The 22,835-nt window shown below is 47.1% G+C and carries 26 protein-coding genes; 14 read left to right on the forward strand and 12 right to left on the reverse strand.

Annotated elements, in window-relative coordinates:
* Window positions 1–11 precede the first annotated feature (11 nt).
* Genes pdxA through ACZ5DR_RS01445 form a run of 6 tightly spaced genes read left to right on the forward strand, consistent with a single transcriptional unit; the run spans window position 12 to window position 4,429 of the window.
* A complete protein-coding gene (gene pdxA / locus ACZ5DR_RS01420; RefSeq protein ID WP_377364606.1) occupies window positions 12–1,007 on the forward strand; it encodes a 4-hydroxythreonine-4-phosphate dehydrogenase PdxA in 996 nt (331 codons plus the stop codon).
* Window positions 1,008–1,802 carry a 16S rRNA (adenine(1518)-N(6)/adenine(1519)-N(6))-dimethyltransferase RsmA gene (gene rsmA, locus ACZ5DR_RS01425; protein ID WP_377364604.1) on the forward strand — a complete coding sequence of 265 codons (795 nt, stop codon included), beginning with the start codon at window positions 1,008–1,010 and terminating at the stop codon, window positions 1,800–1,802.
* Window positions 1,803–1,805: 3 nt separating this feature from the next.
* Window positions 1,806–2,180 (forward strand): Co2+/Mg2+ efflux protein ApaG, encoded by a 375-nt coding sequence (apaG, locus tag ACZ5DR_RS01430; RefSeq protein ID WP_377364602.1) that lies wholly within the window; start codon window positions 1,806–1,808, stop codon window positions 2,178–2,180.
* A gap of 8 nt (window positions 2,181–2,188) precedes the next feature.
* Window positions 2,189–3,004, forward strand: a complete 816-nt coding sequence (locus ACZ5DR_RS01435; protein ID WP_377364600.1) for a symmetrical bis(5'-nucleosyl)-tetraphosphatase — start codon at window positions 2,189–2,191, stop codon at window positions 3,002–3,004.
* A gap of 7 nt (window positions 3,005–3,011) precedes the next feature.
* Complete coding sequence (gene glpE / locus ACZ5DR_RS01440) at window positions 3,012–3,335, forward strand: thiosulfate sulfurtransferase GlpE (protein WP_377364598.1); 324 nt, start codon at window positions 3,012–3,014, stop codon at window positions 3,333–3,335.
* On the forward strand, window positions 3,335–4,429 hold the full coding sequence (locus ACZ5DR_RS01445; protein WP_377364596.1) for a multifunctional CCA tRNA nucleotidyl transferase/2'3'-cyclic phosphodiesterase/2'nucleotidase/phosphatase: 1,095 nt from the start codon (window positions 3,335–3,337) through the stop codon (window positions 4,427–4,429). Before glpE ends, ACZ5DR_RS01445 begins: the two co-directional genes overlap by 1 nt.
* Window positions 4,430–4,474: 45 nt before the next feature.
* Here ACZ5DR_RS01445 and folB read toward each other — a convergent pair whose 3' ends face one another.
* Window positions 4,475–4,828, reverse strand: a complete 354-nt coding sequence (gene folB / locus ACZ5DR_RS01450) for a dihydroneopterin aldolase (protein WP_464543904.1) — start codon at window positions 4,826–4,828, stop codon at window positions 4,475–4,477.
* On the reverse strand, window positions 4,828–5,871 hold the full coding sequence (gene tsaD, locus ACZ5DR_RS01455) for a tRNA (adenosine(37)-N6)-threonylcarbamoyltransferase complex transferase subunit TsaD (RefSeq protein ID WP_377364592.1): 1,044 nt from the start codon (window positions 5,869–5,871) through the stop codon (window positions 4,828–4,830). Before tsaD ends, folB begins: the two co-directional genes overlap by 1 nt.
* A 365-nt stretch (window positions 5,872–6,236) precedes the next feature.
* On the opposite strand from tsaD, the gene rpsU reads away from it, so the two are divergent.
* From rpsU to ACZ5DR_RS01480, 5 genes are all read left to right on the forward strand, one after another.
* Window positions 6,237–6,452: a 30S ribosomal protein S21 gene (rpsU, locus tag ACZ5DR_RS01460; RefSeq protein WP_377364590.1), complete on the forward strand. Its 216-nt coding sequence runs from the start codon at window positions 6,237–6,239 to the stop codon at window positions 6,450–6,452.
* A 140-nt stretch (window positions 6,453–6,592) separates the two neighbouring features.
* Entirely contained in the window at window positions 6,593–7,039 is a 447-nt protein-coding gene (locus ACZ5DR_RS01465; protein WP_377364588.1) for a GatB/YqeY domain-containing protein, read from the forward strand.
* Between the two features lie 10 nt (window positions 7,040–7,049).
* The gene (dnaG, locus tag ACZ5DR_RS01470) at window positions 7,050–9,047 is read left to right on the forward strand and encodes a DNA primase (RefSeq protein ID WP_377364586.1); all 1,998 of its coding nucleotides are present in this window, start codon (window positions 7,050–7,052) and stop codon (window positions 9,045–9,047) included.
* A gap of 115 nt (window positions 9,048–9,162) precedes the next feature.
* Window positions 9,163–11,007, forward strand: a complete 1,845-nt coding sequence (gene rpoD / locus ACZ5DR_RS01475) for an RNA polymerase sigma factor RpoD (RefSeq protein ID WP_377364584.1) — start codon at window positions 9,163–9,165, stop codon at window positions 11,005–11,007.
* A gap of 329 nt (window positions 11,008–11,336) precedes the next feature.
* Window positions 11,337–12,731 (forward strand): PhoH family protein, encoded by a 1,395-nt coding sequence (locus ACZ5DR_RS01480; protein WP_377364582.1) that lies wholly within the window; start codon window positions 11,337–11,339, stop codon window positions 12,729–12,731.
* Window positions 12,732–12,798: 67 nt separating this feature from the next.
* On the opposite strand, the gene ACZ5DR_RS01485 is transcribed toward ACZ5DR_RS01480, so the two are convergent.
* Window positions 12,799–13,329, reverse strand: coding sequence for an NADPH-dependent FMN reductase (locus ACZ5DR_RS01485; RefSeq protein ID WP_377364580.1), 531 nt, complete (start codon window positions 13,327–13,329; stop codon window positions 12,799–12,801).
* A gap of 228 nt (window positions 13,330–13,557) precedes the next feature.
* Here ACZ5DR_RS01485 and ACZ5DR_RS01490 point away from each other — a divergent pair, with 228 nt between their 5' ends.
* Window positions 13,558–13,920, forward strand: a complete 363-nt coding sequence (locus ACZ5DR_RS01490) for a glutathione S-transferase N-terminal domain-containing protein (protein ID WP_377364578.1) — start codon at window positions 13,558–13,560, stop codon at window positions 13,918–13,920.
* 25 nt (window positions 13,921–13,945) lie between these two features.
* Here the strand turns inward: ACZ5DR_RS01490 and ACZ5DR_RS01495 are convergent, their stop codons facing one another.
* The 5 genes from ACZ5DR_RS01495 to ACZ5DR_RS01515 all read right to left on the reverse strand — a co-directional run bounded on the left by ACZ5DR_RS01495 (window position 13,946) and on the right by ACZ5DR_RS01515 (window position 19,377).
* Window positions 13,946–14,890: a D-2-hydroxyacid dehydrogenase family protein gene (locus tag ACZ5DR_RS01495; RefSeq protein ID WP_377364576.1), complete on the reverse strand. Its 945-nt coding sequence runs from the start codon at window positions 14,888–14,890 to the stop codon at window positions 13,946–13,948.
* A 204-nt stretch (window positions 14,891–15,094) separates the two neighbouring features.
* Window positions 15,095–15,715 carry a bifunctional 4-hydroxy-2-oxoglutarate aldolase/2-dehydro-3-deoxy-phosphogluconate aldolase gene (locus ACZ5DR_RS01500; RefSeq protein ID WP_377364574.1) on the reverse strand — a complete coding sequence of 207 codons (621 nt, stop codon included), beginning with the start codon at window positions 15,713–15,715 and terminating at the stop codon, window positions 15,095–15,097.
* 19 nt (window positions 15,716–15,734) lie between these two features.
* The gene (zwf, locus tag ACZ5DR_RS01505) at window positions 15,735–17,210 is read right to left on the reverse strand and encodes a glucose-6-phosphate dehydrogenase (protein WP_377364572.1); all 1,476 of its coding nucleotides are present in this window, start codon (window positions 17,208–17,210) and stop codon (window positions 15,735–15,737) included.
* A 20-nt stretch (window positions 17,211–17,230) separates the two neighbouring features.
* Window positions 17,231–18,205, reverse strand: a complete 975-nt coding sequence (gene glk, locus ACZ5DR_RS01510; protein ID WP_377364570.1) for a glucokinase — start codon at window positions 18,203–18,205, stop codon at window positions 17,231–17,233.
* Window positions 18,206–18,312: 107 nt separating this feature from the next.
* Window positions 18,313–19,377 carry a GGDEF domain-containing protein gene (locus tag ACZ5DR_RS01515; protein ID WP_377364568.1) on the reverse strand — a complete coding sequence of 355 codons (1,065 nt, stop codon included), beginning with the start codon at window positions 19,375–19,377 and terminating at the stop codon, window positions 18,313–18,315.
* Between the two features lie 212 nt (window positions 19,378–19,589).
* On the opposite strand from ACZ5DR_RS01515, the gene ACZ5DR_RS01520 reads away from it, so the two are divergent.
* Window positions 19,590–19,913 (forward strand): hypothetical protein, encoded by a 324-nt coding sequence (locus ACZ5DR_RS01520; protein ID WP_377364566.1) that lies wholly within the window; start codon window positions 19,590–19,592, stop codon window positions 19,911–19,913.
* Here ACZ5DR_RS01520 and ACZ5DR_RS01525 read toward each other — a convergent pair.
* Entirely contained in the window at window positions 19,910–20,932 is a 1,023-nt protein-coding gene (locus ACZ5DR_RS01525; RefSeq protein ID WP_377364564.1) for a DUF3080 family protein, read from the reverse strand. The genes ACZ5DR_RS01520 and ACZ5DR_RS01525 overlap by 4 nt on opposite strands.
* Here ACZ5DR_RS01525 and ACZ5DR_RS01530 point away from each other — a divergent pair.
* A complete protein-coding gene (locus tag ACZ5DR_RS01530) occupies window positions 20,931–21,338 on the forward strand; it encodes an acyl-CoA thioesterase (protein WP_377364562.1) in 408 nt (135 codons plus the stop codon). The genes ACZ5DR_RS01525 and ACZ5DR_RS01530 overlap by 2 nt on opposite strands.
* 10 nt (window positions 21,339–21,348) lie before the next feature.
* Here the strand turns inward: ACZ5DR_RS01530 and ACZ5DR_RS01535 are convergent, their stop codons facing one another.
* From ACZ5DR_RS01535 to ACZ5DR_RS01545, 3 genes are all read right to left on the reverse strand, one after another.
* Window positions 21,349–21,567, reverse strand: a complete 219-nt coding sequence (locus ACZ5DR_RS01535) for a DUF6500 family protein (RefSeq protein WP_377364560.1) — start codon at window positions 21,565–21,567, stop codon at window positions 21,349–21,351.
* A 71-nt stretch (window positions 21,568–21,638) separates the two neighbouring features.
* Window positions 21,639–22,226, reverse strand: a complete 588-nt coding sequence (locus tag ACZ5DR_RS01540; protein ID WP_464543845.1) for an LPP20 family lipoprotein — start codon at window positions 22,224–22,226, stop codon at window positions 21,639–21,641.
* A 141-nt stretch (window positions 22,227–22,367) separates the two neighbouring features.
* The gene (locus ACZ5DR_RS01545; protein WP_377364556.1) at window positions 22,368–22,829 is read right to left on the reverse strand and encodes a GNAT family N-acetyltransferase; all 462 of its coding nucleotides are present in this window, start codon (window positions 22,827–22,829) and stop codon (window positions 22,368–22,370) included.
* Window positions 22,830–22,835: the final 6 nt, after the last annotated feature.

The following is a 22,835-nucleotide window of genomic DNA, read 5'->3' on the forward strand; positions in this document are numbered from 1 at the left end:
TGGATGACCCAGTGACTCAACCAACTATTGCCATCACCTCAGGAGAGCCAGCAGGGATTGGCCCTGATATTGTTCTCGGAGCTCTACAAGCATCTTTCGATGCAAAACTGGTAGTCGTTGGTGATCCTGGAGTCTTTTCTGAACGGGCCAAAGCCCTAGGCATTCCCGCTCAGATCCGCACACTTAGCTCTCTCGAGGCCTTGCCGCCTCATCAGCCTGGCACGGTTCAAATATGGCCTACTGCACTGGGTGAAACAGTTCAAGCGGGCACATTAAATGTAGCTAACGCTCCCTATGTGCTCGAAACCTTACGTATCACAGGGCAAGGCTGTTTAGACGGTGTCTTTGATGCAGTGGTGACACCTCCGGTTCACAAGGGGGTGCTATGTGAAACTGGAGAGCACTTCTCTGGCCACACAGAATTTTTCCAACATCTTTGTAACAGCCCTCAAGTGGTCATGATGTTGGCAAGTCAAGCCATGCGTGTGGCCTTAGTAACCACTCACTTACCACTAAAAGACATTGCGGCTGCTATTACCCCAGAGACACTTAAAACCGTGGCTCGAGCACTCCATCAGGATCTCAAAACCCGTTTTGGCTGCGACCAACCACGCATTCTCGTATGCGGCCTTAACCCGCACGCTGGGGAAGATGGTCACCTAGGCAGAGAAGAAATCGACGTTATCATTCCTACTTTGAATGAGCTACGCAGTGAGGGCCTAACGTTAATCGGTCCACTCCCTGCCGATACTCTTTTTCAGCAAAAATACCTTGAAGAAGCAGACTGTGTCCTCGCTATGTATCACGATCAAGGGCTTCCTGTGTTAAAGTACTCAGGATTCGGGAATGCTGTGAACATAACATTAGGGCTTCCCATTATCCGAACATCCGTTGATCACGGTACGGCTCTTGATTTAGCCGGAACAGGAAAAGCAAGTGATGGCAGTTTAAAAGTTGCCATCGAAAATGCCATCACCATGGCAAATAACGCCCAAAAAAGTATCTAAATGAGCAAATCACACCCTCACAAAGCCAGAAAACGCTTTGGTCAAAACTTTTTACATGATGCTGGGATCATTCGCCGCATCGTCGCTTGTATTGCCCCAAAAGAAGGTCAACGTATTGTTGAAATCGGCCCCGGTAAAGGCGCCCTAACGGAAGGCATTATCAGCGTTACCAAACGCATGGATGTGGTGGAATTGGACCGGGATCTGATTCCAATTTTGCGGGTTAACTTGTTCCGTTACCCAGACCTTGTGGTTCACGAAGCAGACGCCATGAAGTTTGACTTCCTGAGCTTGACCGAACAAGGCAACATTCGTGTTGTCGGTAATCTGCCTTATAACATTTCTACGCCGCTTATCTTCCACTTACTCAGTTTTGCTGATCATATTGACGACATGCACTTTATGTTGCAAAAAGAAGTCGTTGATCGCCTTGCGGCACGTCCAGGGGATAATCTTTACGGACGTTTAAGTGTTATGGCACAGTATTACTGTCAAGTGGACAATCTATTCATCGTTGGCCCTGAATCCTTTGATCCACCACCAAAAGTGGATTCCGCCATTGTGCGTATGACACCACATAAGACCTTGCCTTATGTGGCCGAGGACTTAAAACAGTTAGAAGACAGTGTGCGAATCGGCTTTCAACAACGTCGCAAGACTTTGAGAAACAACTACAAAGGCGTGCTTAATGATGCCGACTTTGAAGCACTCGGAATTGATCCAACATTGCGCCCTGAGCGTTTAGACGTAAAAGACTTTGTTAACATTGCCAACCATCTAAGCAATAAGGATTAATGCATGCAAGAACACGATATCGTTGTCACCGTTAGAACAGAGTACCTCTCAGAGCAATCTGTCCCAGACGATGACCGTTATGTGTTTGCTTACCACATTACCATGACCAATTGCGGTACCCGCGCGGCTAAACTCTTGTCACGCCATTGGATCATTACCAATGGCGATGAACGAACCCAAGAAGTGAAAGGCGCAGGTGTCATTGGTGAGTATCCGAACTTGGAGTCAGGTGAATCCTACGACTACTCCAGCGGTACAGTGATCGACACCGTTGTTGGCACCATGCATGGTAGTTACCGTTTTTTAAGCGAAGACGGCATTGAATTTGACGCTCCTATTCCGCCATTTACCTTGGCGGTGCCCAACAAAGTTCATTAAGGTTTCCCATGTCTACTTATGTAATTGGTGACATACAAGGATGCTTTACGCCGCTACTAAAGCTGCTTGAGCAAATCCAATATAACCCAAATAATGACGAACTTTGGTTTGCTGGGGATCTGATTAATCGCGGTGATGAGTCCCTTGAAACCCTTCGTTTTATCCGCTCCCTAGGTAACAAATCCAAGGTCATACTTGGCAACCATGATCTGCATTTAATCGCTGTTTCCTATGGCTTTGCCGATCTAAAACGTGGCGATACAGTACACAGTATCCTTAACGCCAGTGACAGAGACGATCTGCTCAATTGGCTCAGATCACAACCCTTATGCCATTATGACCCGTCATTAAACGTTGTAATGACCCATGCAGGTGTCCCTCCTTGCTGGACCTTAGACGACACCCTTCGCCTAAGCAAAGAAGTAGAGACCATGCTGCAGTCTGATCAAGTAGAGGATTTTTTACAGGTCATGTATGGTAATAAGCCGAGTCAGTGGTCAGAAGCACTTACCGGTATGGATCGCCTTCGCGCCATCACAAACTATCTTACCCGAATGCGCTTCTGTCGCGCCGACAGCAAGCTGGACTTGAAGTCCAAAGAAGGTCCGAATACGGCACGTAGTGGTTACGCGCCCTGGTTTACCTTCCCCAGTCAGCTTCCACCCGATACACGAGTTGTTTTTGGCCATTGGGCCGCACTCGAAGGTGTGACTGAACACAGCCATTTCCATGCATTGGACACTGGTTGCGTTTGGGGCGGCACACTTACCGCCATGAGACTGGAAGACAATACTCGCTTCAGCACCCCGTGTAACCTAACTTGAGAGAAACATGAGCACATATTCCTGTATTGACGTGAATGACGCCCTGGCCATCATCGAAAATGACGCAATCATCGTAGACATCCGTGATGCGGTGAGCTTTGCCACCAGTCATATGAGCAATGCTATAAGCCTTAATAATGATAATGTGCAAGAGTTCATCGACACTGCCGACAAGGCCAAGCCAGTCATTGTATGTTGCTACCATGGCAATAGCAGTAAAGGTGCAGCAGAATACATTGCCGCCCAAGGCTTTCAAGAAGTCTATTCATTAAACGGTGGCTTTAGCCAGTGGAGCGCCATGTTCCCTGAGCAATGTGAGCTGGGTCAGTAATGGCCCCCACGCCAAACACCTACCTCGTCGGCGGAGCCGTTCGAGACGAGCTACTCAAACTCACCGTAAAAGACAAAGACTGGGTCGTCACAGGCGCCTCTCCCGAGCAAATGCTTGCCCAAGGTTACCAACAAGTGGGCAAGCAATTCCCTGTTTTCCTGCACCCTGACACCAAAGAAGAATACGCCCTCGCTCGCAAAGAGCGTAAGCAAGGAGCCGGCTATACCGGCTTCATCTGTGATTTCTCCCCTGATATTCGATTGGAAGAAGATCTAGAACGCCGAGATCTAACCATTAACGCCATTGCTAAAAGTAAAGACGGGGACTTGATCGACCCATTTGGTGGTCAGCAGGATTTAGAAAATCGCATCATTCGACACGTATCCGATGCCTTCGTAGAAGATCCATTAAGGGTATTACGAGTGGCTCGTTTTATGGCACGGTTCGCGGGTTTTGGTTTTAGCATTGCCCCTGAAACGATGGCTTTAATGCAGCAAATCTCTGCCTCAGGTGAGCTCTCGACCCTAACACCTGAGCGGGTCTGGCGGGAAACCGAAAAGGCTTTGTTAAGCGATCACCCCCATGTCTATTTTGATGTATTGCAATCCTGCCATGCTTTAAGTGAGCTGTTTCCAGGGCTTTGCTATACCAGTGAGCCGCTTGCGCCCAATTGGGACAAACACAGCCGCTGGGCACTGATCACCCATAACACGCCGTTAGACACCCTGACGCAGCTAAATTCTCATCTCAGAGCACCAAACCAATATGCTTGGTTCAGTGAGCAAAGTCGTGAATTTTTAGAGCACTGTGCATTACCGCTAACCGCTGAAACATGGGAATCTTGGCTAACGCGAGTGGCTGCCGTGAAGAAGCCCCAACCCTATGAAAAGCTAGCCACCCTCCTAGCTAAACTCACCAAAACACACTTGGCTGACTGGCTGAGCCTTAGATCGAGCATTGCCAGTATTAATGCCCAAGCCCTTATGAAGCAAGGCTATGCTGGAGCGGAACTAGGGGAAGCTTTAAAGCGCACGCGCATTGAAACATTGGCTAGGTTAAGCAACCCGCTTATTGAGCAAAATGGGAAGAAATGATGCGCCAGTCAAAGGAATCCAAAACTGGCGCTAATTGAAAGGACCTTATGCAGTACGGCGAATTTTTACGCCTACCGCACGAGCTGCTGGCACAGCCCCAGGCTTTCTTAAGGTCATAGTGATGGTCGTCAGATTAAAGACTTCGATCAGCTGTGCACATAAGCGTTCTGCCAACGTTTCAATAAGCTCAAACTGTTTCGTGCGGCAAAACTCGATGATGGCGTTGGAAATGGCTTCGTAATCTAGGGTTTTACTCAGATCATCGTCCATAGCCGGCACTCGATTATCGTGTTCCATTTCAATATCAAAGACAAGATCTTGCCAAATCTCTTTTTCCCATTCGTACACACCAATCACAGCACGGGTATGCAACCCTTCAATAAAGACGGTATCCAAGATCATTGCGCTGCTCCATTTACGTTTTCCAATTCAGATAAGGGCCAGCGGGCACGAATCGATAGATTCAGAGGCGACGACTGCCCAACCAACAAGCGCTGGGCACCCGCATAGGCAATCATGGCGCCGTTATCGGTACAGAATTCAGGACGGGCGTAAAAAACACTTGAGTTGATTTTTGCTAGCTGAGTTTCCAATTGAGACTGCAAGCGTTTATTGGCACTGACTCCCCCCGCAATAATCAACTGGGTTAGACCTTCTTGCTCCAGTGCACGACGACACTTGATCACCAAGGTATCGACAATGGCTTGCTCAAAGGCCAAAGCCACATCCCCTTGAAACTGATCGTTAAAAGCCTCTTTATCCAAAGCATCATGAACAGCTGTTAAAAAGGCCGTTTTCAAGCCACTAAAACTAAAGTCCAACCCTGGGCGATCTGTCATAGGGCGAGGAAATTTAATCCCTGCATCTGGATTTCCCTTTTGCGCCAAAGCCGCAATGTATGGACCACCCGGGTACGGCAAACCAATCATTTTTGCCGCTTTATCAAAAGCCTCCCCAGCCGCATCATCCAGAGACTGCCCAAGTAACTTATACTCACCAATAGCATCCACACGCACGAGCTGAGTATGTCCACCAGACACCAGCAAGGCAACGAATGGCATTTTAGGCTGCTTTTCTTCCAGCATAGGGGCCAACAAATGACCTTCCATATGGTGCACGCCTAACGCCGGAATGCCTAAAGAGTAAGCCAAAGAACGACCAATCGTCGCACCCGCCATTAGGGCTCCGACCAGCCCTGGGCCTGAAGTATAGGCAATAGCGTCCAAATCTGACTTCTTCAAATTCGCGTCCGCTAAGACTTCTTCAATCAGTGGCAGAGTTTTGCGTACATGGTCGCGAGAGGCCAATTCAGGCACCACACCACCGTACTCCGCATGCTGTGCGATCTGGGTATAAATTTTGTGGGTGAGTAGCCCTTTATCTGTGTCATAAATGGCGATTCCGGTTTCGTCACAGGACGTCTCTAGACCTAAAACTTTCATGGTATTCCTACGCGGTAAGATTTATGGCCTATTGTAACGTATCCATAAGTTGATGGCAGTCTATTAAGTCGATAAAAAATACAAAGGGTTGGACAGATGATGGGCATTACATTATAATGCGCCCCGTTTTTATCGTTTAAATAATAGGCAGGTGATTTTTTACCGTCCCCCTCTCCCTACAGGCTACAGGCAGGGACACCCCAGAAAAAGACCTTAAATATCTAAAGAGACAACTTAATCAAACTTTAGATACAACACTACAGCCACGCATTACGGCTCGTACCATTGTATTTATGATGAAAAAATCGGTATGATTCGCGCCGTTTTGTGATTACTAAACGTAAAAAATTTATAGGTAATTAGATATGCCACAAGTTAAAGTTAAAGATAACGAGCCATTTGACATTGCACTACGTCGCTTCAAGCGTTCTTGCGAAAAAGCAGGTATCCTTGCTGAAGTTCGTCGTCGTGAGTGCTACGAAAAACCAACAACTCTTCGCAAGCGCGCTGCAGCGGCTGCTGTTAAGCGTCACGCTAAGAAAGTATCTCGCGAGCAGAAGAAATTCCAACGCTTGTACTAAGCGACTACATTTTGCTCCATTAAGAGCAAGTTGTAATACGCCGTAGAGATATACGCTTTACGATAAGAATCGGCTAGTTCTACAACTAGCCGATTTTTTTTGCTTCAATAAAACGATTATTACCCTTGAGGAAGACAACGATGTCAGAACTGAAAAAGCAGATCTCCGATGCACTCAAAACATCTATGCGCGCCAAAGAGAAAGAGCGCGTTACTATCATGCGTACCATTCAAGCAGAAATTAAGCGCGTTGAAGTAGATGAACGTATCGATGTTGATGATGCTCGTGTACTGGTCATTTTGGACAAAATGGTAAAGCAGCGTAAAGACTCTTATCAGCAATTTATGGACGGCGGACGTGAAGACCTAGCGGAAACCGAAAAGAAAGAAATGGATGTGATCGCTGAGTTCCTTCCACAGCCACTGAGTGACGAAGAAGTGACAGCCATTGTCAAAGCCGCCATTGAAGAAACTGGTGCTTCCAGCATGCAACAAATGGGCGCAGTGATGGCTATCGTCAAGCCACAAGTTCAAGGCCGCGGCGACATGTCAGTGGTTAGCAAACAAGTAAAAGCCCTATTAGGCTAAGGCAACCTTTATGGCGGGACGTATTCCAGACCAGTTCATCGACGAGCTATTAGCTCGCACTGACATTACCGATGTGGTTGCGTCTCGCATCACCGTTAAAAAGACGGGCTTAAATTACTCTGCCTTATGCCCTTTTCATAACGAAAAAACGCCATCTTTTAGCTTAAACCCGAACAAGCAGTTCTATTATTGCTTTGGCTGCGGTGCTGGTGGCAACGCCATTTCTTTTGTCATGGAGCATGATCACCTAGACTTTGTGGAAGCCATTGAAGTACTTGCCAAAGACGCTGGCATGGAAGTGCCCCGAGAGCAAGGTGCGCCAGATCGTTATGAACAAAACGCCGAACTACTCAAACGCCTCAGCGAAAGTGCGACTTTTTTCCAGCGTCAGCTGTTAGAAAGCTCACACAAAGACAAGGCCAAAGACTATCTGGCCAAAGAGCGAGGCTTATCGGGTCAGATTGCGAAAGTCTATGGCCTAGGCTTCGCCCCTCCAGGCTGGGACAACCTTCTCAAAGCCATCGGCCCTCGGGCCGAGCAGCAAGAGCAGCTACTCCAGGGCGGCATGCTCATAGAGAAAAAAGACCAAGCTGGGCAATATTACGACCGTTTTCGTGATCGCATCATGTTTCCAATCCGCGATACTCGTGGGCGGGTTATTGCTTTTGGTGGCCGAGCATTTGGTGACGAAAAACCCAAATATCTAAACTCACCAGAAACCCCAGTTTTTCATAAGAACCTCGAACTTTACGGTTTATACGAGGCGAAACAAAACACCACCACCCTGGATCACATCATAGTCGTTGAAGGCTATATGGATGTGATCGTGCTGGCACAACATGGCATCACCAATGCTGTAGCCACACTTGGCACCTCGGTAAACAGTCAGCACTTTAAGAAACTCTTTAAGTTAGTGGATAAGGTAACTCTTTGTTTCGATGGAGATAAAGCTGGTCGCGCTGCCGCTATAAGAGGACTAGAGGCCACTCTGCCCGTTATACAAGATGGCAAACAGGTGCGTTTTTTATTCCTACCGGAAGGGGAAGATCCCGATTCACTGGTCCGTAAAACCGGTAAAGAAGCATTTCTTGAGCGTCTAGACGATTCTTCGTCATTGGCCCATGTTTTGTTTGAACATGCACGATCCCTTGTCACCCTTGGAGACGAAGAAGGGGAAGCCCAGTTTACCCAGAATGCTATGGCTTTGATTCAAAGCATCCCCAAGGAAGTCACCCTTCGCTCCCTGCTAGTGAAACAACTATCAGACCAATCGGGACTAAGCTCTGAAACACTGACAGCCAATGCGCCAACACCACGTCATCCGGCAGCACCGCAAACCAACTCAAATCATGCACCGCAAGTGTCACATGATTATGAACCTTATGGCTACGATGATGGTTATGAGCCCCACGGTTACGATGATGGACACGCGCCCTACCAAGATATGCCCATGGATCAATCTGGGGGTTATCAAGGGAAACAGGGATTCGACTCAAAAGGCAGCTTCAAAGGCAAAGGAAAGTGGCAAAACAAAGGAAAATGGCAGAAAGACGACGGTCCGACCTTTGCCCCTCTTCAAGCAGGCCTGAGCCGCATCGCACACGCTACCCTTTGCTTGTTGATGCACCCCTCCATTGCCCGAGACATTGATGTGCCTGATCCCCTTTTGGCTGGAGACACCCCAGACCGCCAAGCCTTTAGCCGTGTTTGGCGTTATTTTAATAAGTACCCTGAGCACAATACTGGACACCTGCTTTATCAAGAGCGCAATCAAGTACTGCTGGATACGATTTACGGCTTGTTAAATCACCCGGACGCCACCACTAAACAGAAGATAACCAATGCCAAACAGGAGGTTCTCGACATGATTGAAGAACAAACTGAGGCACTTGGATTAAATTCTAGTATTCAACGGTTGAAAACCCGAGGCAATGACGCCATAAACAGTACAGAAACTCAGCAAGAACTGCGTGCTCTAATGGAGCAGCTACGGAAGAAGAAGTCATAATTATTGACTAATTTTCGGCCAAAAAAAGGTAGGATATCTGGATAAAATCCGGAATTTTTGTTATAATCCGCCGCTTGCTAAACTCCCAACGAATTTCTAAATGATAGGTTGTCGAATGCCAGACACTCAACAGTCACGTCTTAAAGAGCTGATCGCCAAAGGTAAAGAACAAGGTTACTTAACTTTCTCGGAAGTTAACGACCATCTGCCTGATGACCTTTCTGATCCGGAGCAGGTTGAAGAAATCATTGCCATGATTAACGACATGGGCATCGTGGTTTCTGAATACGCACCCGATAAAGAAAACCTTCTTATGGAAGAAGGCGATTCAACCGATGACGATGCAGCAGAAGAAGCTGCAGCAGCCCTAGCCGCTGTAGAAGGTGATGTGACCCGCACCACCGATCCTGTGCGTATGTACATGCGCGAAATGGGTACCGTAGAGCTTCTAACTCGTGCTGGTGAAATTGCAATCGCGAAACGTATCGAAGAAGGTACCCGTGAAGTTATGGCAGCCCTGTCTTACTTCCCAGGTGCCGTTGATCTATTGATCAACACCTACGACCGTGTCGTCGAAGAAGAAGGCCGCTTGAGCGACATTTTCAGCGGCTTCATTGATGGCGATGGCGAAGAGCCTTACTTTGAAGAACTAGAAGACAACACACCGGAAGAAACGGAATCAGATGAATCTGACTCAGACAGTGATGATGACGAAGATTCTAGCGAAGAAGAGAACGAGACAGAAAGCGGCCCAGACCCAGAAGAAACAGCTTTACGTTTCAATGAAATCCGCCGTCTAAATGACGAAGTTCTTGTCTTGATCGAAAAGCATGGTCGCGACTCTAAGCAAGTTTCTGAGAAGCAAGAAGAATTGAGCGTTATGTTTGCGCCAATTAAACTGGCTCCGAAATTGTTTGAAGATCTTATCGACCGCGTTCGTTCACGTATGGACAAGCTACGTGAGCAAGAGCGTTTGATCATGCAATTGTGTGTTCGTAAAGCGGGCATGCCTCGTACTGAGTTCTTGAAACGTTTCCCGAACAACGAAACCAACACTGAATGGCTACAAGAGCGCATCGATGCTGGCACGAATTACTCAGCTGGTTTGGAAGAAAACCAAGCTGAATTCAACCGCTGTCAACGTAAACTTCGCGGTATTTCTAAAGACACAGGTTTAAGCATTCCTGAGCTAAAAGAAATTAACCGTCGCATCTCTATCGGTGAGACCCGTGCTCGCCGTGCGAAGAAAGAAATGGTGGAAGCCAACCTACGTTTGGTTATCTCCATTGCGAAGAAGTACACCAACCGTGGCCTACAATTCTTGGATTTGATCCAAGAAGGTAACATCGGTTTGATGAAAGCGGTTGATAAGTTTGAATACCGCCGTGGTTACAAGTTCTCTACTTATGCAACTTGGTGGATTCGTCAGGCGATCACACGTTCGATTGCAGACCAAGCGCGTACTATCCGTATTCCGGTACACATGATCGAAACGATCAACAAGCTGAACCGTATCTCTCGTCAAATGCTACAAGAGATGGGCCGTGAAGCAACGCCGGAAGAATTGGCAGTACGCATGGACATGCCAGAAGACAAGATCCGTAAAGTATTGAAGATTGCCAAAGAGCCGATCTCTATGGAAACCCCAATCGGTGACGACGAAGATTCGCACCTAGGTGATTTCATCGAAGACGATGGCGCAGAATCTCCAATCGATACGGCCACCATTGAAGGCTTGAAAGAGTCTACTACCATGGTGCTTGCAGGACTGACAGCCCGTGAAGCAAAAGTATTGCGTATGCGTTTCGGTATCGATATGAACACTGACCACACACTTGAAGAAGTCGGTAAGCAGTTCGATGTTACCCGTGAGCGTATTCGTCAGATCGAAGCGAAGGCATTGCGTAAACTACGTCACCCAAGCCGTTCTGAACACTTACGTAGCTTCCTAGACGAATAATCAAACGTCTAAAGCCAACACTCAAAAAAGCCACCAGCACCTGGTGGCTTTTTTTTATTCCCATCCGCCCTATTTTTGTCATACACTCAAAGTACGCTCATTACTCAAAGAGAGTAGCTTGTCGTATATGGTAGTAAACGTAGTTAATGACCAAGCAAAGAGTTTCCCCATCGAGAGCCCTGCCTCTCACAGCTTTCTTCGCGCCATTGTTGGCACCATTCACCCACAACTTAAACAGAACACTTCCAACTCATTGTTACGTCCTACGCACTTCCCACGACCCGCTCATCTAATGGATTATTTATCTCTATGTAGAGGAGAGAAGTACTATGGAAAAAATCTATGTTCTAGATACCAATGTATTACTTCACGACCCAATGGCGATTTATTCCTTCGCCGAGCACAAGGTGGTCATTCCCATGACGGTATTGGAGGAGCTTGATGAAATAAAAGACAGAAGAGATAAAGACGTAAGTCGAGAAGCACGACTTGCCATCAACATCATCGACAAAATGGTCGGTGATGCCAGTCCGAAAGAGCTGCAATCAGGGGTCCCTATCCATGCCCCAGAATCAGAACAGGCACAAAAAGCCACCGGCACCCTTGCGGTGTTCCCCGACCAACAAATCACCCAGCTCGACAACGTTCCCTTCCTTAACGGCAATCACCACCACGCCAATGACAACCGTATTATCAACGTTGCCTTGAGCCTACAAGCCACCACCCCAAGAGCCTCCGTTTGCCTAGTGACCAAAGACATTAACATGCGCATTAAGGCCAAGGGCTCTGGCCTTGAGCGAGTTGAAGACTACCGTAAAGACAAAGTGCTCGACGATGTGGACTTACTGAACAAGGGTTATGTCCACATTGAAGGGACTTTCTGGGGCCATATTACAGATGTCCATACAGAAACTCATGGAGCGCATACGGTTCACAAGATCAAGAAAGACGAATTACCGACCTTGTATTTAAATATGTTCATTGTGGATGATGAGGAGTTCACAGGCTTTATCGTTAACCTTGATGAAACTTACCTCTATGTACTGGACATTAATCGCCAGAGTCTCATGCATCAGTCCTTCTGGGGCATTCAACCGCGCAACTTAGAGCAGGCCATGGCCTTTTACTTATTACGCCATGACAACAGCGATATGATGGTCATGACAGGACCAGCAGGCTCAGGTAAAACCCTATTAGCATTGGCCTACGCCCTTCATGTCACCATGGAAGAAAAGCGCTTCAATAAAATCATTGTCGCTCGATCTACCCCGCCCCTTGCGGAAGACATCGGCTTTTTGCCTGGTACGGAAGAAGAGAAAATGGCCCCATGGTTGGCGGCCTTTGATGACAACTTAGAAGTACTCCATGGCAGTGATGAGCATGCGGTCAGCTCCATTGATTACGTAAAACAAAAGGCCAACATTCAGTTCAAATCGCTAAACTTTATGCGCGGTCGCTCCTTTAATAATGCGTTGATCATAGTGGATGAAGCCCAAGGCCTCACTCAATTTCAACTTAAATCCATCGTCACCCGCATCGGCGCCAATTCCAAAATTATCGTTCTTGGCAACTTGGCACAGATTGATAACAAATACATCACCCCCCTCACTTCAGGTCTCACGTACCTAGTGGAACGCTGTAAAGGGTTTAAATACACCAGCATCATGCACGTTAATGGTATTGAACGTAGCCGTCTGGCAGAGTTCGCAGAAGAAAACCTTTAATCTTTCCTTGATACATTGATACACAAAAAAAGGGAGCCAATTGGCTCCCTTTTTTAGCAATCCGTATTTATACGCTTGCTAAGATTTTCTTCAATTCTGCCGCTAACTCAGGATTAGTCAGCTCGCCTTTTTCCACATCAAAATTATCGTTAAAAGACGGTACAGATAAACTGCCCTTTAAATCCATCGCAAAAAAGCCCGCTGAGTTAACCGCCCCAGCTAATACGTTGCTAGCTCCCGCAGAGCCAGGAGAAGTAGATAGCAATACGGTTGGCTTGCCTTGGTAGACCTTCATGTCGATACGAGACGCCCAATCGAACAAGTTCTTGTATACAGCGGCATAAGAACCATTGTGCTCAGCAAACGAAATCAATACTGCGTCCGCCGCGCCAATCTTATCGAAGAACTGCTGCGCCAATGGGTGCATGCCATCCTCCGTTTGGCGTTCAATGCTGTACAAAGGCAATTCGTAGTCATTCATATCTAGAATTTCTACTTCCGCACCTTTGTCTGCAGCAAGCAGATTTGCCGCATGGGTGACCAATTGTTTGTTAATGGATGCTTTGTGGTTCGTTGCAGCAAAAGCCAATACTTTCATGTTCGTTCCCTTCTCATGTTTTAAAAACAGACACATTAACGTGCCGCTATTCGTTTCTGATAATAAATCATACCCATGGCAAATAGATTACCAAAAGCTAATGACTATAGTGTATGCCTAATTCCGTCGTAATTATTTCAACAATTGAGGAAGCTTCCTACCGTAGGTAAAATGCCCACCATCATTCAGCTGAATCCACCTAGTTAACACAGGTCTTTTATGAAATTCATGATTAAACTACTTCGCAATCTGCTTGGGGGCATCATCGCTCTAGCAGATGTCCTCACTCGCGGTACAAAACAAAAACGCTCTCCAGAGCAACAGCAAGCGGTCAACATTGAAGCCAATCAAATGGCCTTGTACCAATTCTTTGCTTGCCCGTTCTGCATTAAAACACGCCGAGCCATGTATAAACTCAATCTTCCAATTGAGAAGCGCAGCGCATCAGAAGGCTCCCAATACCGTACTGAACTAGAGCAACAAGGTGGAAAAGTAAAAGTGCCTTGCCTACGCATTGAACAAGACGGGAAGGTCCAATGGCTATACGAATCTTCCGAGATCATCCAATACCTTCAAAAGCGCTTCGCCTAACAGGTCAGGTGAACACTCAGGGCGCCTAAGCTGCGCCCTGTTCAAATGCCAAGATGTTTTCGAAGGCTAAGCGGAAGTAGAGCTCATAGCTATTTTTCTCCACATAGCCTAAATGTGGCGTTGCCACCACATTAGGTAATGCCAATAAAGGTTCATTAGCTGGGGTGGCTGGCTCATTCACATACACGTCGATCGCCGCCATCTTGCTTGGTTCAGCAGTCATGACCTCCAACAGCGCATTAGGTGCCACCAATTCCGCACGACTGATGTTAACGAACAAGGCGTCCGGTTTCATCGCCTGCAGATCCTCTGCCGTGACACAGTATTGCGTCACCTGATTTAAACGCAGATGTAAGGACACTATGTCCGCTGTGGCGAAAAATGCTTCTTTGGACTCCGCCGCCTGAAAACCATCCGCCTGAGCCTGTTGTCGCGAACCTTCGCTGCCCCAAACTAACACTGACAGATCAAACGCTTTGGCGTATTGAGCAATACGTCGGCCAATTTTACCGTAGCCCCAAATCCCCAGCGTCAGACCACTAAGAGTGCGACCTAAGCCACGACCTTGAGAGGACTGCCAATTCCCTTGTTGTAGTTGTGCTCCATAGGTATCTAAATGGCGAGAAGCAGACATAATCAATGCCCAACACAACTCAGAAGGTGCTACAGGAGAACCACGCCCTTCCAACACCTTAACCCCATATTGCTCACACATTTCTGGATCAATATGATTACTCACCTTACCTGTTTGGCTAATGACTTTTAAATTAGGCAAGTTGGCAAGTAGATTTTCGGTAATCACGGTCCGCTCTCGGATCAACACAAGGGCTTCAATGTCTTGCAGCTTCGAAATCAAGTCTGCTTCAGGGTAGGTATCATTAAAGACGCTCACTTGATGAGCGTTTAATAACTCAAAACAGGATAGAGTTCTCACTGCATCCTGATAATCGTCCAAAATTGCGATCTTCACAGGGCCTCCTGGTGGCATTGTTATTATGATCTGGGCTCATTTGTGAGCGTTAAGCTAGTGTAACTCTGAATCCCACAAAAGCTCTAATAGTGAATCCCAACTATCGACGCTCATAATTTAAAGCCAATTATTTCGGCCATACAAACAAAAACGCCCCGCAAAATTTAGTTTGCGAGGCGTTTTAAAATCTATCTAACAGGACGATTACTGAACAGATTTGGCTAACTCAGTAATCTCATCCCATTTACCTGCACGGACAAGATCCGTTGGCACAATCCAAGAACCACCTACACATAGCACATTATCTAGCGCTAGGTAGTCTTTGAAGTTGCTCGCACCGATCCCACCAGTAGGGCAGAAACGGATCTGAGGCAATGGACCACCAAACGCTTTCAACGCTTTCACGCCACCATTAACTTCCGCTGGGAAGAATTTGAAATGGTCGTAACCGTACTCCATCCCCAATAGGATGTCAGAGATGGTCGCCACCGCTGGTAGGTATGGAATGTCGTACTCTTTACCTACTTTCAATAGATCAGGAGTTGCCCCAGGGCTGATGATGAACTGCGCCCCTGCTTCCACCGCCTGTACGTACTGCTCACGGCTACATACAGTACCTGCGCCCACAATAGCATCAGGCACTTCTTTGCGTAGGGCCGTGATGGCCTCTAACGCAGCTTCGGTACGCATGGTGACTTCAAGCACAGGAACACCGCCAGCAACCAAGGCTTTACCTAGATTCACTGCTTGCTCTGCGCTGTCCACTACGATCACAGGTACAACGGGGGTTGCCGTCATAACTTGAGCGGCTGTATAAGCTGCCATAATACGTTTCTCCTAAAACTTAATAGTCGTGCCAGTTACGGCCATCTTTAATCGGTAATGCCATGGATGCAGCAGGTCCCCAAGAACCGGAAGCATACTCTTTTGGTCGCTCACTGGTTTGATTCCATGCGCCCATGATGCCATCTACCCATTTCCAAGCCGCTTCTACTTCGTCGTAGCGCATGAACAAAGTAGCATCGTCACGCATTACGTCTAACAATAGACGCTCATAAGCCTCAGGACTACGTTTGTTCTGGAAGGCTTCACTCAAACTTAGGTTCAAATCAACTGGTTGAAGGTTCATACCTTCACCCGCTCCTGGCACCTTATTCATAACCGTTAAAGAGATTTTCTCTTCTGGCTGAAGACGGATCACCAACTGGTTGCGCTGCAACTGGCGATTGCTTTCATCATTAAAGATGCTGTGTGGAATAGACTTGTATTGAATTACGATCTCAGAGTAACGCTGACCAAGGCGCTTACCAGTACGAAGGTAGAAAGGCACCCCAGCCCAACGCCAGTTGTCGATGTCTGCACGTAAAGCGACAAACGTCTCTGTACGAGACTCTGGGTTAGACCCTTCTTCGTCGAAGTAACCTTGTACTTCTTTACCATTGATCATGCCTTTAGCGTACTGACCACGGACAGTTTTCGTGTAGGCGTTCGCACCCTCGATTGGACGTAGGGCTTTCAGTACCTTGATTTTTTCATCTCGCACAGAATCTGCATCGTTGCGACCAGGAGGCTCCATCGCCACCAAACACAACAACTGTACAAGGTGGTTTTGCACCATGTCACGTAGGGCACCGGCTTTGTCGTAGTAGCCCCAGCGGCCTTCCACACCCACAGTTTCAGACACAGTAATTTGTACGTTATCAATGTGCGCACTGTCCCAAAGAGGTTCAAACAAGGTGTTACCGAAGCGGATCGCCAACAAGTTTTGAACCGTCTCTTTACCAAGGTAGTGGTCGATACGGAAAATTTGCTTCTCGCCAAAGTTTTGCGTCACTTCGTCGTTGATGGCGCGAGAAGAGGTCAAGTCACGACCCAGTGGTTTTTCAAGTACCACACGCATACGTTCTTGGTTCAAGCCGTTGTTCGCCAATGAAGAACAAATAGAGCCAAAAAGGTCAGGAGAAGTCGCTAGGTAGAACACCACATCTTTGTCATCTTCACCCACATTGTGATCGTTGAAACGGGCAAAATCTGACTCTTGCTGGGCATCCACAGACACATAGCTCAAGCGCTCTTTGAAGCGTGGCCAAGTCTTTTCGTCACCGATGCTTTTCGGTACGAATTCGTCTAGCGCAGCACGTACTTTTGCTTGATAATCTGCAGCGCTCATGTCGCGACGAGAGGCACCAATAATGCGAGTGTTTTTCGCTAACAGACCGTCCATGTCCAAATGATAGAGAGCCGGTAGAAGCTTGCGCATGGCCAAATCGCCACCGCCACCAAAAATCACCACATCACAGGCTTTCAAACTTACCTTCATTGCTTTCTCCAATTCTTTTATTAGGCTTGATTCACAAGATAGGCGGCGTAACACGCACAACCCATCAGCCCGGGGTATTCAGACATAACGACAAACGTAGGGATGGGCGCTACAAAGGCTTTCATGCGCCCTTTGTCTTGCATCGCGTCTCTAAAGGCACTGCGTTTAATGTGCTTAAGGTAGCGCGGCACGATACCGCCGGCAATGTACACACCGCCGCGGCTTTCTACAGACAATACTAGATCACCCGTTACTCGACCTAGAAAAACAAAAAATTGTTCCAGTGTTGCCAGAGCGATTGGATCATCGCCGCGCTCAATGGCTTCACCGATTTCAGGAGCAGTTAAACGCTTTTCAATACCTTCACGGTGAGCAAGCGCTTCGTAAATATTTTCCAGTCCCATGCCAGACAAAACACGTTCAGCGGAAACACGCTTATGACGCTCACGCAAAAAGCGCAGGATATAATCTTCTTGGTCGCTGCAAGTAGACAGGTCAACATGACCACCTTCTCCAGGAAGAACAATATTAGCGCCGTTATCTTGCGGTACAACACATGCCACGCCTAAACCAGTTCCTGCACCTAACACCCAGCATGCCGCTTTGGGATCGACTTCAGTCTGATCACCAATCACTTCCAGTTCACTTTCTGGAATGACTTCTAAACTGTGACCAATGGCATCAAAATCATTTAGGAAAGCAATCTTTTTGTCTAATCCAAAGTGCTCTTGAACCTGTTGGCGAGTGAAGTGCCAAGGGTTATTAGAAAAACGAATCACTTCTTGATTTACCGGACCTGCGATCGCCAACACGATGGCGTCGATAGAATCAAAGTCCACACTGCACTGCTCTACATAAGTCGACACAGCATCAAAGAAGCTCTCGTATTCTTTGCATGAGAAGACTCGCACTTCTTGTGGCTGATACTGATTGATTGGCACCAAGGCAAAACGAGCGTTTGTGCCGCCCAAATCCGCAATCAAAGCGTGAGACATATATAACCTCTTGGTTTTCTAATTTTTTTGAAATTTTACAACGAAAAAGCTCGCGAAAACACCTGAAATAAAAATTTAAGCGCCCAAATGTGTAATAAAATTACAGATCAGCGAATTTTGTTGAGAAACTTGAAGACTTTTGTGGGAACAGATCGCTTACGATTGTTTTTGTAGTTATAGAGGCGCTCATCCGCGAGCTTAAGTAGCTGCTTATAGCTGGTCGGCGAATCGGACAAAACACTGGCACCACCATAGCTGATGGTAATAGGCACCAAGTTGTTTTTGTAGCGCAGCGGGTTCGCTTGTAAATAGTCGTGAATCGACTCTGCAATGTCTATGGCCTGCTCGTAACTCTTACCAGGCATCACAAACACAAACTCATCCCCTGCAAACCGGAACGCTAAACCTTGCTTATACACATGCTTCAACAGGCGTTTCGCTATGTATTCTAGCACTTCATCGCCACAATTGTGTCCTAAGGTATCGTTAATCGACTTAAATGCATCACAATCAATGAAGACAGCGGTCAGATCTCGATCAGACTGCTTACAACGGGCGAATTCTCGATCTAACATGAGCTCCAACTGACGGCGGTTCAATAGCCCCGTTAGTGGGTCTCGGGTGGCGAGATATTCGAGTTTTTCTCTGGCCGTCACATTGCTCAGGCAGATAGAAATCTTGATGGACAGTTGATCCAATAGAAAAGTGTCTTTTACATGGGGATCGTAACGGTGGGGATCTTGATCCGCTTGGCAAAACAAGCCCACCAGCTCCCCGTCAATGGTCAAAGGGGAAATGGCAACGGAACCAATAATGGATCGGTAAGATTGGGGAATCACTTCCCAGTAACGACCAACGTTATCATTGACTAAGACGGTTCTATTACCCGCGCCAATGGCATCCACCATGGCACTGCGTCGGGTGAACAGCACACGGTCTTTTAAACCACTGGTTTTTTCTAAGGTCTCGATCAGGTGCGCCAAAGGAGCTTCATTGATTAGATTGACCCAGACAAAAGGCACATTGAACTGTTTTTGAACTTCCTTTGTCAGTGTGGAAACAAACTGATCACAACGACCAATCGACAGAATGCAGCGTTCGATGTCGAAAAACTTCAACGCGATCTGCTCGTTCTGTCTAACGTTTTCAATCAGCTCATCAATATTGTGCATTCAAGAAATCCAACAGCATAACGGAATCAAACTTGAGGAAAGGCCATGCCCGATAGTATAGACATAAAATTGTCTATTTTTTGACTAATTAGTCTACTATTCAATACCCTTCTTAACGTTTCGTCTATAAAAAACTTTAATTTAATTCGTTGGCTTAATTAAAGAAAATGCTCAACCGCCGATAAGCTATTTATCCAGTGAGACGGCACCTTATGAACATTAGAGACGTATTAGAAACCCAGTTAACAAGTGAAGTACGCCCCGGTGGAAAAGTCTCCGGCAGTGCTAACTTTGCTTTGTTTATGAGTTTGTTTACGCAACCGGGTCCAAGCCTAAGGGAGCAAGCCGACACTCTGAACCAACACCAGCCCCATGCGGTGACACGCCCGATCCAATTTTCTAGTCAAATCAGCGCCAATCCAGGTGCTAATATCGCCCTATTGAAAGCCCTTAGCCAAGAGCCTTTAGCGGAAGGTCCAGCTGCTGCTTACGACGCTGTAGAAGCATTAGACAACCTCATTTCTACCCGCGCCTAGCCCGGCTCCTGTCGACACAAGGCAAACAGCCGACTCCAAGCTTGGCCATGACGTCGGGACGCCGCCAAATAGTGCTGCCAAGGGGCCGACTCTGATGTCATCGAAAACTGCTGTATGAAACTACGCCAGCTGGGACTCTCAAGAGGACTACTATTAATAAGTTGCTCCGTTAGGGGTAACACTTGGTAGGCCCCACGATTGATTCGAGCCATGTAGGGTTGCAGACGATCAATGTAGTGGGCTTCAAACTGTTGCTTTAAAAACTGTATCGGCGCACCGCATACGGCTTCATCAAATGCCAAGCGCTCAATCTGATCACTCACGGCATTTAGATACCAGCTTATATAACTCACGCTGTACAACCATTTACCTAAGTATTCGCTCTGATAGACCGCTTTCATTTGCCCTTCCACCTGTTCACTGGTGACCTTGGGCACATCCGCTAGGTTTGACTCAATACTTGCTAAGGTTTGCAGGGCGATAATAAGCTGCTGGTATTGGGAGGCTTCCGGAGACGTGGGGACATAGCCGTTCGCAAGACTAAAGAAGGTGCTGGTTTCTTCCCCGGCCCACAACATGTTTGAAAATGCTAAAGGCAACTCCTTGGTTTTCACCATGGCCACATGGGCAAGGGTTGTTCGTAATTCCTCGTCCTCGATGTCACAACTTTGAATTGCACGGATGATTTCAAGCTCATAAACAAACCGCTGACTTGTCGCCATGACCTTGCCAAGTATACTATTGCGTTGGCCTGCGAGGGCGCCAACCTCGCAACGTTGCAGTGATAAAAAATCTAATAACCCCACATCAAACTGGCTCAGCTCTGCTTTTCGCTCCCGCAGTGCCGGCAAAGGCAACAACTCAGGTTTTGACCCCAACTCAATCGATACTCGATTCGATCGGTTTAAATCGTTTACATAGGCATCAAACATGGTTTGTGCTTGATAACGACTGTCACAGCCATTCAGCACTAACAGCAACAGTAAACCTAACGCTTTAAAAGAGATACGACTCGTCATGATGAACACACTTCTAATACAAAAACGCGAAGAGATTTCTGAAACCCGCGTCTCGAAAATGGTTTTCCCTAGCACTACCAATCATTATGACACGCTTTTTGGCGGTGAAGCCCTCAAATGGATGGACGAAGTGGCTTACATTGCCGCCACGCGCTTTGCCCGTAAACCAGTGGTTACGATCTCAACTGAGCAAGTGGATTTCAAACGCCCTATTCCTTCGGGTATTTTAGTGGAACTTGTCGCACGAGTGGTGCATGTGGGTCGCACCTCGCTAAAAGTCGAAGTGACTATTTTTCTGGAAGAACTCTACAGCGACAAACGAGAAAAGGCCATCACGGGGCATTTCAACTTCGTCGCCATCGATGAACACAAAAAACCAACCCCCATCTTCCCTGAAGAAGGCTAAAGAAAGCGCTCTAAAGCCCCTGCTCCACCATCTCTTTAATGATACGGGCTTTGACAAAGTGATCGAGCTGATGGGTTTGGATCCACCAAGTGGCCACTTCCATCAGTCTTTGGGGATCGTCGTTTTTATTGGCGAAAAAAGCATAAAATGACACCCCAACATTGTCACCTTTCGCCGCTATTTTCTGATCACAGACAGCGATAATTTTTGCTCTAAGTTCGTCTCTCATCGGTGACCATCTCCTTATGTATGGGCACAAAAAAGCCGCATTGGAGCGGCTTTCTATCGAGTATCTCAAGCTTAATAACGGCGTTTAGCAATCTCTTCCGCCAGTTCATCAAAGCTTTTCTCGGCTTGCATCTTTTGGAACAAGGCTTCGTTGTTACGCATTGAAGTACGCAAGATGCTTTCCGACATGCTTTCCGCTTGCTCTGGGTCTAATCCCACAAGCACAACCAAACCGCCGCTTGGGGTTGGCATTTGACGCACAATCTGAGAGCCAATCAAGGTCTGCTCTGTGATCTGCTTTGTCACCACGCTGTTTACACGGTCAACGGTTTCTGAATCCGCAGCCCCTGTGGTTTCAACATATTGCTTCACCATGTTCTGCACATCGACACTTAACACTTGCGCCAATTCAACACGGGCAGCCGTTGCCGCCATCTGTTTCATATAATTATGTCCAGCAGCGGATTTTTCACTGTAACCCACAGCTGACAACTCTAAACCTTCAACAGGGCCACCACAGACCCAGCTTGGAGCTGGTTGGTTAGAGCCATCCGCAAAAATACATTCTGGTACCGGCGCACTGGCGGTTTCTTCTGGTGTTGAGCTACATGCTACTAACGCCAACGCGACTAATCCGATTCCTGCTGCTTTCATTACCATGTTGTTCCCCTGAGTGGTGTCTGGATCAATTAAACTCAATCTCACTATTTTTACCCAATCCCTAGTATTTAGCTAGCAAAAGCCCCCAAGGAATTGATTTTAGTTAGAGAGTTTTTACTATCAATTCCGACCAAACAGGGTTTAATTTTGAGTACTTCTTGATAATGACTTACTCATATACACCCGCTTAAATCCCGCTTCCTCAAGACGTGCCGTTTCCTGATAACCATAGTGGTTATAGATAGCAATGTTTTGAGACATCAATTCATTGGTGTACAACTCTATCTTGCTAAAGCCTTGCTCTACACCAAAGGCCTCTGCAAAAAGGAGGAGTTGTTTACCAAAGCCACGCCCTTGAGCGATAGGGCTGATGGCGACATTTTCAATGTAAAACCCTTTTTCAGACACCTCTAACACGAGTAGTCCCAGTATTTCATTTTCCTCTTCTATGACAAAAGTCGGCTGAGACTGAATACAACGCTGGTAATCCGCCAACATAGGAGCTGGTGCTTGCCCGATAATTTCAATATAAGGCGAGTATGCCGCATCAACTAACGCACAAATACTTTCCCAGTCATTTAGACTTGCAGATCTGATAGCCATGTTTTT

Source organism: Marinomonas vaga (assembly GCF_055388305.1).